The sequence below is a fragment of the Marinomonas atlantica genome (assembly GCF_001639725.1).
Lineage (GTDB): Bacteria > Pseudomonadota > Gammaproteobacteria > Pseudomonadales > Marinomonadaceae > Marinomonas > Marinomonas atlantica.
In genome coordinates, this window is record NZ_LTAW01000005.1 from 356067 (window position 1) to 368773 (window position 12707).

At 44.5% G+C, this 12707-nt stretch carries 8 protein-coding genes; 2 read left to right on the forward strand and 6 right to left on the reverse strand.

Features of this window, described 5'->3' with window-relative positions:
- Nucleotides 1-45 precede the first annotated feature (45 nt).
- Nucleotides 46-357, reverse strand: coding sequence for a hypothetical protein (locus AYW75_RS11375; protein WP_067099496.1), 312 nt, complete (start codon nt 355-357; stop codon nt 46-48).
- A 120-nt stretch (nt 358-477) separates the two neighbouring features.
- On the reverse strand, nt 478-1089 hold the full coding sequence (gene miaE, locus AYW75_RS11380) for a tRNA-(ms[2]io[6]A)-hydroxylase (protein ID WP_067099498.1): 612 nt from the start codon (nt 1087-1089) through the stop codon (nt 478-480).
- A 95-nt stretch (nt 1090-1184) separates the two neighbouring features.
- On the opposite strand from miaE, the gene AYW75_RS11385 reads away from it, so the two are divergent.
- Together AYW75_RS11385 and acnB are read left to right on the forward strand one after the other, a co-directional pair.
- A complete protein-coding gene (locus AYW75_RS11385) occupies nt 1185-2903 on the forward strand; it encodes an SUMF1/EgtB/PvdO family nonheme iron enzyme (protein WP_067099500.1) in 1719 nt (572 codons plus the stop codon).
- Nucleotides 2904-3131: 228 nt separating this feature from the next.
- Entirely contained in the window at nt 3132-5738 is a 2607-nt protein-coding gene (gene acnB / locus AYW75_RS11390; protein WP_067099502.1) for a bifunctional aconitate hydratase 2/2-methylisocitrate dehydratase, read from the forward strand.
- A 59-nt stretch (nt 5739-5797) separates the two neighbouring features.
- Here the strand turns inward: acnB and AYW75_RS11395 are convergent, their stop codons facing one another.
- From AYW75_RS11395 to nirB, 4 genes are all read right to left on the reverse strand, one after another.
- Nucleotides 5798-6784, reverse strand: coding sequence for a glycosyl transferase family protein (locus AYW75_RS11395; protein ID WP_067099504.1), 987 nt, complete (start codon nt 6782-6784; stop codon nt 5798-5800).
- On the reverse strand, nt 6781-9456 hold the full coding sequence (locus AYW75_RS11400) for a nitrate reductase (protein ID WP_067099506.1): 2676 nt from the start codon (nt 9454-9456) through the stop codon (nt 6781-6783). Before AYW75_RS11400 ends, AYW75_RS11395 begins: the two co-directional genes overlap by 4 nt.
- Before the next feature lie 311 nt (nt 9457-9767).
- On the reverse strand, nt 9768-10094 hold the full coding sequence (gene nirD, locus AYW75_RS11405; RefSeq protein WP_067099507.1) for a nitrite reductase small subunit NirD: 327 nt from the start codon (nt 10092-10094) through the stop codon (nt 9768-9770).
- A 12-nt stretch (nt 10095-10106) separates the two neighbouring features.
- Nucleotides 10107-12653, reverse strand: a complete 2547-nt coding sequence (gene nirB, locus AYW75_RS11410; protein ID WP_067099509.1) for a nitrite reductase large subunit NirB — start codon at nt 12651-12653, stop codon at nt 10107-10109.
- Nucleotides 12654-12707: the final 54 nt, after the last annotated feature.

Below are 12707 nucleotides of genomic sequence, written 5' to 3' on the forward strand. Positions count from 1 at the left end.
CGATAAATGGATTAGGCATAAAAAAAGAGCAGTAAAACTGCTCTTTTATAAATGAAGTAACTCTCGTACCCAATCTGTTTCAGAACGATTTTTTGATCGTTTGTATTCTATATTTCGATCATGGAGGACGGCAATCGCACGGAAAAAAGCATTGTTTACCGTTACCGGACTCAATTCTATACCATACTCAGACCACCAATGTTGCTGGGCTTTGCTAGTTAATACTTGGTATAAGTAATCAAGCTCTACAGTGCCTTGATAAACCTGTTCAAGGTCAATGCCTGGATCGCTTCTGGCGATCTGCAGAGTCAGCCAATACGTTACATCTGGCAGTAAATCATTCATTTGTGTGCCCATCTTACGCCCTCCTCTTGTGAGAGTAGTTACTTCGAGATTAGCACATCAAAACTGTTTGTGAAGGGAAAACTTTACAAACGTTTGTTCTAATTGAGTAAACGTTTGTATCCCTTAATAAGCTTAAGCCGCTTTTGGAGGCCCACTGTGCACACGAAATTCTACATCTGGCTCAATGATTAGTTGGTGTTCGATCTCTCTAAAAAAGGCAATACGATCATCTATAGGGTGCCCTGCGTATTCTTCCGCTAAAGACAGATAGTCTTCAAAATGACGTGCTTCGGACTTCAGTAGAGACTTGTAAAACTTGCCAATTTCTTCATCAAGATGAGGAATCAACACTGCAAAACGTTCACATGAGCGTGCTTCTACAAATGCCCCTATAATTAAAGTATCAATTAACTTAGCTGGCTCGTGAGTGCGGATATGCTTACGTAATCCATCTGCATAGCGAGACGCTTGTAAATGGCAGTACTCCACGCCACGGTTACGCATGATGTTTAGCACTTGCTCAAAATGAAGTAATTCTTCTCGAGCAAGCTGTGACATTTTATGCAGCAAATTTTCCCGATCAACGTAGCGATACATAAGACTCATCGCCGTTGAAGCGGCCTTCTTTTCACAGTGAGCATGATCAATTAATAGTAAAGTTTCGTTTTCTAATGCCCATTGAACCCATTCATTTGGAGATTCGCATGGTAAAAACTCTACCAGTTCGGGATAATCAGTTAACATCAAAGCTACCTTTTCTCTGAAAAAAAACGGATTATACTCTGATTGGGCCTGTTAATCAGCACAAGCAAAACATTGATTTGGATATCAATTCGCCAATGAATCAATATTATGACGTATCAAAACTTAGCATTGGACAGCAAGTTGGCGTAGAGGTTGACCCTTACGTTCTTAACTATCCATTAAGCGATGACAAAAGTGTTTGGGTTGCCGATCAAGGCGGTCAGTCATTTGTGTTGCGCTTTTATCGGTCGGAACGTGGCGACGTAAACCAGTTTCTTTCCATTGCCCGACGTCACGCAAAACTCAAGCATCCAGCAATTACACGAAGCTACCCTCCTTTTTATTCCAATTTGTGGGTATTTTCGATTTACAACCTTTGTGGTGGCGAGCGACTTTTCAGTTATTTGGGGAAATACCCAGATGGCGCTTCACTGAATATTGTGTTGAGTATTTTCGATCCGATTGCCAAAGCGCTAGACCAAGTGCATCAGCATGGTTATATCCATGGCCACTTAGATCTTAGCAGTGTGCATGTTGTAAATGGTGCTGGCATATTAACAGGATTTGGCACCCACAGTTGGTTAGATAAAATTACTGATCAAGACATGGATGGCCGCTTTATCCCGCCTGAATACATTAAGCGCAATCCCAATATTAGTGTGTCTTCTGATCACTACATGTTTATGCGGTTACTAATTGCTTCTCTCGTAGGCGAGTCGTGGCTGGATAACGGTAAGCTTAATAACTTACCTGATCATGTCGAAACGCTTGATCAAGCAACATGGAAAAAAATTAAAGGTTGGGCAAGACCTGCTGAGCGCCATCGTCCTAAATCACTTGTCGAAGTGATGCGTTTTCTTCGTGCTAACTTATTTGTCAACAGCTCCAAGGCTAATTCAGATGCACCGCCTCCAGCACAAAAAAAGAAACCCTTAGCCTTGTATGCTGGTGTAGGGCTTAGCTTAGTTGCCTTATCTACCATCGCAGCAACACTTTTATGGCCGACGTCGCCTCCTGCTAACATAGCAACAGAAAATACTACCGAAGTATCAGTAGAAAGTCGTTTTGATGTTCTACCACAAGTGTTAGAGGAAGACCTAAAAGATGGAGGTAAAGCTCCAAAGGTTGAGAAAATAGCATCAGCGACCTTTCAAATGGGGGATATAAACGGTGCAGGTGATGCAAACGAGTCTCCAGTGCATGAAGTTAATATTCCTAAAGGATTTTACTTTAGTAAAAATGAAGTCACCTTTGCTCAGTATGATCGCTTTGTAGCGGCTACTGGACGGCCTGCCCCCCCAGATAACGGCTGGGGACGTGGTAATCGTCCAGTGATAAACGTTAGTTGGTACGACGCAAAGGCTTATGCAAACTGGTTATCAGAGCAAACAGGGTCAGAATATCGACTGCCAACAGAAATTGAATGGGAATACTCCGCTCGTGCTGGATCGCCGACGGCTTATTGGTATGGCAATGAGGTTCAACCTGGTTATAGCGTCTGTGATAGCTGTGGCAGCCAATGGGATGGCATTTCAACCGCACCTGTGGGCTCTCAAGCCAGTAATCCGCTAGGGATTTTCGATATGCATGGTAACGTTGCTGAGTGGGTCGAAGACTGTTATCACGACAATTATGAGGGTGCTCCAAGTACTAATCAGGTGTGGTTATCTGATCAATGTAAAGGTCGGGTATTGCGGGGTGGGTCTTGGTTTGATGTACCTACAGTCGGTCGAAGTGCCACACGATATAAAGCAGAACCAACCTTACGGGCTAGTAACTGGGGCTTTAGAGTTGTACGACTAATATCACCGTAACTAGTGAACTATTGGCAAGTGAATAAGTAAGGTAAATATCACCTATTCTAAATATGTATGGCGATATTCCCCTCATGATGCTGATTTTTCTATAGAATGTACTTACAGATTAATTTGCCAGTGCTGAGCTTTGCTCGAGTTTAACTTTTGATGGATTAACTCGAACTCGCAGAGTCAACGCTTAACATCATTAGTGATTACACTGATGTCCAGATAAGGGGATCTATTTTGTTAGAAGCATACCGTAAACACGTCGAAGAACGTGCCTCTCAAGGTATTCCAGCGACGCCGCTCGATGCAGATCAAACAGCATCACTTGTTGAGCTTCTTAAAAACCCGCCAGCAGGTGAAGAAGAGTTCGTACTTGAATTACTGAAAAACCGTATTCCTGCCGGCGTTGACGAAGCTGCTTATGTTAAAGCAGGCTTCCTAGCAGCCATCACCAAAGGTGAAGCGTCTTCGCCACTTATCGATAAAAAGTTAGCAACTGAACTACTTGGTAGTATGCTTGGTGGCTATAATATTCAGCCATTGATCGATTGCCTAGACGACGCTGAAATTGCGCCAATTGCTGTAAATGCTCTTTCTCACACACTTTTAATCTTTGATGCATTCCACGATGTAGACGAGAAGTCGAAAGCCGGTAATGAGTATGCTAAGCAGATTATCCAATCATGGGCTGATGGCGAGTGGTTCACTAAGAAACCTAAACTTGCAGATAAAATCACTGTTACGGTATTCAAAGTTCCAGGTGAAACGAACACAGATGATTTATCTCCTGCGCCTGATGCTTGGTCGCGCCCTGATATTCCACTTCACGCTAATGCGATGCTTAAAATGGCTCGTGATGGCATCACACCAGATGATGACGGCGAAATCGGCCCAATCACTAAAATCAACGAACTAAAAGAGCAAGGCTTCCCTCTTGCGTATGTTGGTGATGTCGTGGGTACCGGTTCAAGCCGTAAGTCTGCAACCAACTCAGTACTATGGCACATGGGAGATGACATTCCTTTCATCCCTAACAAACGTGCTGGTGGTGTATGTATTGGTAGTAAAATTGCTCCGATTTTCTTCAACACCATGGAAGATGCGGGTGCCTTACCGATCGAAATGGATGTAGACGGTATGGAAATGGGCGATATCATCGACATTTTCCCATACGAAGGCGTTGTGAAAAAACACGGCACTGATGACGTTATCACGACTTTTGAGCTTAAGACTCAAGTATTGCTAGACGAAGTACGTGCTGGTGGCCGTATTCCTCTAATCATCGGTCGTGGTCTAACCAACAAAGCACGTGAATCTCTAGGTTTGTCAGGTTCTGAGTTGTTCTTAAAACCTGGCGAAGTAGCAAGCTCTGATAAAGGCTTCACACTGGCTCAGAAGATGGTTGGTAAAGCATGTGGTGTTACAGGCGTTCGCCCTAATTCCTACTGTGAACCTAAGATGACCACTGTGGGTTCTCAAGATACAACTGGACCAATGACACGTGACGAACTGAAAGACCTTGCTTGTCTTGGTTTCAGCTCAGACCTTGTTATGCAGTCTTTCTGCCACACAGCGGCTTACCCTAAACCTGTTGACGTAAAAACTCACCACACGCTTCCTGATTTCATCATGAACCGAGGTGGTGTTTCTCTACGCCCAGGTGACGGTATCATCCACTCATGGCTGAACCGCATGTTGCTTCCTGACACAGTCGGTACAGGTGGTGACTCGCATACTCGTTTCCCTCTAGGTATTTCCTTCCCAGCGGGTTCTGGTCTAGTAGCATTTGCTGCAGCAACAGGTGTAATGCCTCTTGATATGCCTGAATCTGTTTTGGTTCGCTTTAAAGGTAAAATGCAACCAGGCATCACACTACGTGATCTTGTGCATGCGATTCCTTACCAAGCTATCCAAGAAGGCCATTTGACGGTTGAGAAAAAAGGTAAGAAGAACATCTTCTCTGGCCGTATCCTTGAGATCGAAGGTCTTGAGCATTTAACAGCAGAACAAGCATTTGAACTTTCTGATGCCTCTGCAGAACGTTCAGCAGCGGGTTGTACCATCAACCTATCTGAAGAATCAGTTGCTGAATACCTACGTTCTAACATCGTTATGCTTCGTTGGATGATGTCTGAAGGCTATGGTGATCCACGTACGCTTGAGCGTCGTGCTAACGCGATGGAGCAATGGCTAGCCAACCCAAGCTTGATGCGCGCGGATGCAGACGCTGAATACGCGCAAATTATTGAAATTGATCTTGATAACCTTAAAGAGCCGGTTCTTTGTGCGCCAAATGATCCTGATGATGCTCGTCTATTATCTGATGTACAAGGTGAGAAAATCGATGAAGTTTTCATCGGTTCTTGTATGACAAACATTGGCCACTTCCGTGCAGCAGGTAAACTGCTTGAATCAGCGGGTAAAGTGGTACCAACGCGTCTTTGGGTATCGCCACCGACTAAAATGGACCAACAGCAATTAACCGCTGAAGGTTACTACAGCATCTTCGGTAAAGCTGGCGCACGCATGGAAATGCCAGGTTGTTCATTATGTATGGGTAACCAAGCACGTGTGGCCGATAAAGCAACGGTTGTTTCAACGTCAACACGTAACTTCCCTAACCGTCTAGGTAATGGCGCGGATGTATTCCTAGCGTCTGCTGAGCTTGCTGCCGTAGCTTCTCTAATGGGTAAATTGCCAACGCCTGCTGAATACTTAGAATATGCGAACAAGATTAACAGCATGTCTGCTGAAGTTTACAGTTACTTAAACTTCGATAAGATGAGTGAGTACGTTAAGAAAGCGTCAACCGTTATTGCTACGGATGCTTCTGAGCCAGCTTAATCGTCTTAATTAAGATTTTAAAAAGCCGATGTTGAATCAACATCGGCTTTTTTTTATCTCTAGATTTTTTGTCTATCTCTTGTTTGCCAAATTCTGTCGGCCAATTCAAGACATTCGGATTGATTTGATTTGTTAAATAATAATCCTGCAACTGAGGCAAGTGTTTGTCGCACTGCCTGTTCACCAAACGAGTCTAAAGCCTCGCCACGCCAGTGACTAATCAATCGAGATAAGTCTAAATTATTTTTTTGCCTTTTGTGAGTCTGTTCAGCTTTTGGCCAAGTTTGCCAAGACACTTTCTCTTTATGCAACTTTCCTAACGTAACATCACGCTCAGGATTGACTTCGACCTCACCGTTCCCTCCACGAAACACCAATACAGAAGGATCACCTAGACGCTCAGAGGATGCGACATGAAGTTCATCATAGCCTTTATGAAATACGCCATGAACACTGTGTGACGCCTGAAATGGGTTCATCATACGTACGACCGTGTTTACAGGTGAACGTAACCCCAATGTGTATTTTAAGTCCATCATTTGTGCCAGCTTAGGGCTAATACTGCTAAGAGGCATATAAGCAAAATGACGCTCTTGCAGTGTTACTTTGGGAGAGCTGCCTGTTAAACAGATAGGCAACGCTAGCGCTGAAATCACTTCATCAACGTAAAGTCGATCCTCCCCTTCAAATGAATGTCCATGCATTAAAACCTTAATACCTGAATCCGCTAAGGCCAATGCAGCTAGCAAAAACCATGGTAACTCGTTGCGTTTGCCTGCGTAAGCAGGCCAATCTAGATCAATACCATGATCATCTGCGTTCTTTGCACTTAAAAAGGCCCTTACGGCTTGAGTAAACCCTACGGTTTCATCCACTGTTTCTTCACGTATTCGGATGAGCATCCAAAAGGCGCCTATTTGTTCAGGTGCTGCCTCTCCTACCAACATCATGCTCATTGCTGTTTGGGCTTCATCAACGGTTAACGAACGTGAACCTTTATTGCCGCGGCCAAGGATCTTAATAAACTGCGTAAACACTAGACTCATGATTCTGTTTCCACGTTGGAAGTGATTAACGCTTTTAGCTCAGGGATACATGAGCCACAATTGGTTCCACACTTTAATTCAATACCAAGCGACTCGATGGAGCAGGCACCTTGTTTTACCGATTTCTCTATTTGTGTCGTTCCCACTTGAAAACAAGCACAAACAATCTCACCTTTGTCTTCCATATCAACAGGCTTACCGACTAATAACGCCATTCGCTCTGAATCAGACAAAGATTGTTGCAAAGATAATCGAGAAATAAGCCAATCAGTTGTTGATACTGTAGGGCTGTCGCTTAGATAAATGACGATTTTAAGATGGTCGTTCTGAACGCCTGCGAGTCGCGTCTGATGATTAATTGGGTTGCTATATTCAAGCCATTGCAAATCAAGTATTGAGTGACTATCAAAACGACTCTTTAAGTCTGACAGGGGAATTTTTTCAGGCCAAGCCACTTCATAACGATGCCCAAATTCGCTAGGGACTTTGCACCAATACAAGCAATCAGAAAGATTAAGCTCCGTTTCTGAAATCAACGAACCATAAGTGGCATTTTTAATGGGTGAAACAGCTGCCTGAGCGTGTTTTGATTCAGGTTGTCCCGAAAGTGGATCAACAACAGGCGGAACTAAAGCGGAAATAACCGATTTACTCGCAAACTGTTTTGTCCAATGAATCGGTACAAACACTGAGCCCTGAGCAGTTTCATCGGATATTTTAGCTTTGACGATTACACGACCATGTGGCGACGTTAGTGTGACGAGCGCTTTATCCTGTATGTCGTATTGAAGAGCATCTTGCGGATGTATCTCAACAAAAGGCTGCGAAATATGCCGTGCTAAAACCGCTGCATCCCCCGTTCTCGTCATGGTATGCCATTGATCACGGATACGCCCCGTGTTGAGCGTCAATGGATACTGCTTACTGGGATGTGCTTGAGGCAGCCTGGGCGTTATTGGGAAAAACTGAGCGCGCCCATTTGGCGTATAAAAGTGCTTATCTTCAAACATACGCGCGGTACCGTAAGGCGCCTGTTGGGTAACAGGCCATTGAATTGGGGTGAATTGGTCATACTGTTCACGGCTTATATTTTTAAATACACCTATATCGAAATCACGCTTCCCATTGTTCTCAAAGGTGGAAAGCGCAGCGTGTTCAGCAAAGATCTCATGTGGTGATGAATATGAAAAGGCCGATTGATAGCCCAGTTTCTTAGCAACATCGCAAATCGATTGCCAGTCATGCATAGCTTGCTCTGGTGCTGGGAGCAATCCGCGCTGGCGAGAAATACGTCGTTCAGAATTGGTCACCGTGCCGTCTTTCTCACTCCAACCTGTTGCAGGAAGTAGCACATCAGCATAAGCAGTGGTATCTGTATGTGCTTTTACATCACTAACAATCACCAAATCACACTTTTCTAATGCTCGCTGTACTTGCGCCGTATCAGGTATGCTTACCATTGGGTTAGTCGACATTATCCAAACAATTTTAACGTCACCCTGCTCCATTGCTTGGAACAAGTCGACGGCTTTGAGGCCATTTTCTGTCGCCATATTCGGTGCATTCCAAAAGCGCTTTACAAGGTCTTGTGCCCCTGGTGTAGCAAAATCCATATGCGCGGCCAGCTGATTAGCCAAACCACCGACTTCTCGTCCACCCATCGCATTGGGTTGACCGGTAATGGAGAAAGGTCCAGCTCCTTCTTTACCTATTCGACCCGTTGCCAAATGACAGTTGATAATGGCGTTGCATTTATCAACGCCGCTAGAAGACTGATTTACCCCTTGTGAATAAAAGGTGACTGTTTTGTCGGTCTTGCGCCATAACTCACAAAGCAGGTTTAATTCATGCGGCGCTATGTTACAAAATTCAGCTGTTGTTTCTAAATCAGGCGTCGATGCTTGAGCTTGATTTAATGCCAAATCGAAATTATCTGTATGGCTGTCAATAAAGCCATGATCCAAAGACTCATGCTGTGCAGTATCGTTCAGCAAATAGGAAAAAATGGCAGCATCAGATCCTGGGGTGATGGCTAGGTGGAGATCGGCGACATCGCACGTTGCGGTTCTTCTTGGATCAATTACCACGACTCGCATTTCGGGGCGTTTAGCCTTAGCGGCTACGATTCTTTGAAACAAAACGGGATGTGTCCAAGCAGCATTTGATCCAACCATGATCAATAAGTCACAGCGCTCAAGATCCTCGTAGTTACACGGCACAGTGTCTGAACCAAAAGCGCGTTTATAGCCGACTACTGCTGAGGCCATACACAAACGTGAATTAGTATCCACGTTGGCAGTGCCAATAAAGCCCTTAGCAAGTTTATTAGCGACATAGTAATCTTCCGTTAAAATTTGACCTGACAAATAGAACGCAAATGCATTAGGACCATGTTTCGCGATCACATCACGTATTTTATGGCTGATCACATCTGTAGCATGTTCCCACGAAGAGGGCTTGCCATTAACCTGAGGTGTGAGCATGCGGTCATCTAAGGTGATGGTTTGCGCTAGACTACTGCCTTTGACACACAATCGTCCAAAATTAGCAGGATGCTGGTCATCACCAGAAACAGGTAATACTGTATCTGAAGGCTCTTTAGAATAAGAAAGATTCACGCCACAGCCTACGCCACAATAAGGGCATGTTGTTTTGACGCTTGAGACAGTCATAAGTATTCTCCTGAGGGTAAAGGCATCAACACATTTTTTAGGCACAAAAAAGGCCCGACCTCTTCTGTAGAAGAGAATCGGGCCTCGTTGCCTTTTGTGATATCTGTTTGCTTTATGTATAAACCAGCGTCGGTTTACGGTGCAACAGTTAAACTATATTAAGCAAGACTCAGGCCAACAAAGTGTTTCTGCCATAATCGCTGTCATTAAGAACTTTCAAACGAATTTTTATTTTATAAGCTGTTATAACTTGCTTTCGAAAGCCTCTCACGCACCAAATTAAGTACTGTACACCCCAAAAATGCACCAAATTAAACCTGTTGAGCCACAAACACGGACCCATCTTCGATTTTTGTTTGCCATGTACAGATCTGAAAGGATTCCTCAAGACAGTTTCCTGTCTTGAGAGAAAAGTGCTGTTTATACAATGGGCTGGCCACTACCCACTCGTCTTGTAAATGAGCCACTATGCCACGGGAAAGCACATTAGCTTGGCCAACAGGATCCCAATTTGAAAGTGCATATACTTGTTGTTCACTTTCAGGCACAAGAAACAATGCGACCTGTTGTCCCTCGACCATTGCCGCAACCCCAGCACCAGTAATTAAATCGTCAGTTTGACATACTTTTGTCCACATCACGTTTGTCTCCTAAATAGCTTTTGCAATCAGTTGGGCTTTTTCATCCAATGTAGCGGGGCGAATTTGATCTCGCTCTTGGACAAAGACAACATTCTCATCTTGAGCATCATGATTGACAAATTGGCGGAAGGTTTTTAAAGCAGCCTCATCTTCGATTGTTGTTTTCCACTCACATTGGAAAGTGTCGACGACATGATTCATTTGCGTCTCCAACTCGTTACATAATCCTAACGAATCGCGAATGACAACGTCTTTTAGGTAAGATAACCCCCCTTCAAGGTTTTCCATCCATACAGAAGTGCGCTGTAATCGATCAGCTGTTTTCACATAAAACATAAGAATTCGATCAATGTATTTTACTAAGGTTGCATCGTCTAAATCCGTTGCAAATAAATCACCGTGACGAGGTTTCATGCCACCATTCCCGCAGACATAGAGGTTCCACCCTCCTTCCGTTGCGATCACACCAATATCTTTACTTTGCGCTTCAGCACATTCGCGCGTACAACCAGAGACAGCGAACTTAATTTTATGAGGCGAGCGCAAACCTTTATAACGATTCTCTAAAGCAATCGCCATTGAAAGGCTGTCATTAACCCCATAGCGACACCAAGTACTGCCGACACATGATTTTACTGTACGTAACGACTTGCCGTAGGCTTGGCCTGTTTCAAAGCCCGCATCGACAAGTTTTTTCCAAATGTCCGGTAATTGGGCCATGGTGGCACCAAATAAGTCGATGCGTTGGCCCCCCGTCACTTTGGTATATAAATTGTACTCTTTGGCGACCTGCCCAAGTACGATGAGCTTGTCAGCAGTAATTTCGCCACCTGGAATTCGAGGAACGATGGAGTAGGTCCCATCCTTCTGCATATTGGCTAGAAAGCGATCATTAGTGTCTTGTAGCGAGATATGCTCTTTTTTCAAAACATAATCGTTCCACACACTGGCTAGGATCGAACCAATCGCAGGCTTGCAGATCTCACAACCATAGCCTTTTCCATGTTTGCCTAACAATTCAGCAAAACTTTTTATACCCTCGACCTTCACCAAATTGAATAGGTCTTGGCGGGTGTAAGCAAAATGCTCACAAATATCTGTGCTGACCTCAACACCCAATGCGAGTAGCTCATGATCAACACACTTTTTCAAAAGTGCCGCACATCCACCACATCCAGTGCTAGCTTTGGTCGTTTGCTTAATATCGCCAATGCTCATCAATCCTGCAGACACCGCGTCACTGATGTCTTGCTTGGTGACATTATGACAACTACAGACAGAAGCCGTGGCAGGCAAAGCGTCTATGCCTAGACCAGCAGGTGCACCTTCCATTGCCGGCAAAATAAGTGATTGAGCCTGCTCAGGCAAATCAATGGCGTTCAAGAAATATTGTAACAACGTGTCATAATAACTGTTGTCACCTACTAGCACTGCACCGAGTAACTTCTTGCCATCCTCAGATACCACCATTTTACGGTAAGCGTTGTTTAGCTCGTCTTGATACACAAAGACTTTACTGCCTTGAGTAGTGGCATGGGCATCACCAATCGAGCCAACGTCGCATCCTAAAAGCTTAAGCTTGGTGCTCATATCGGCACCAGTGAAAGACGTAGTTACATCTCCCATTAAATCAGCCACAGCTGTTTTGGCCATCGTGTAACCTGGCGCAACTAAGCCAAAAATGCGGTTATTCCATAGCGCACATTCTCCGATCGCGTAGATATCGTTATCACTTGTTCGGCACTGGTTATTAATCGCAATACCACCACGCTCACCAATTGCCAAGCCAGACTGTGTTGCCAAGGCATCTTGTGGGCGAATACCTGCTGAAAACAGAATCAAATCGGTTTCAATATAAGACCCATCTGCAAAGTTCATACGATGATATGCGGTTTCGCCATCGACGATTTCGTTAGTTGCCGTATCTGTATGCACCGTTACATCTAAAGCTTTGATCATGCTTTTCAGAACGTCGCCACCCTGCTCGTCTAGCTGAACAGGCATCAACCGCGGAGCAAACTCCACAACATGAGTTTTTAGTCCTAGGCTTTTTAACGCATTTGCGGCCTCCAACCCCAGTAAACCACCTCCGATGACTGTTCCAGTTTTCGCTGTGCGTGCACACTCTCGAATCGAATCCAAATCTTCTAGCGTTCGATACACGAACGTATTTTCGCGCTGATGACCTGGAATTGGTGGCACAAAAGGATAAGAGCCGGTGGCAAGGATTAACTTATCGTAAGCCACTGTCGAACTATCTTGAAGTAACAATTCTTTGCTGTCGCGATCAATACCTGTCACTAAGCAATCTGTTACGTATTTGACGCTATGCTGGTTATAGAGCGAGCCATCCGTCATCGCTAATTCGGCAGCACCTTTGCCAGAAAAGTACTCACTCAAGTGCACGCGATCGTAGGCAAGGTGAGGTTCTGCGCCAAAAACTGTTATTTGGTAGGACTCATGTCCACCTTGCGCAATGAGTGTTTCAATAAAATGGTGCCCCACCATGCCATTGCCTACCACTACGAGTCGTTGTTTGTGTGTTGGTGTCGTCATTGTCTATTCCTCACGCTAGGTGATGCCAAATCGATGGCGTATTTAATGGCTCTG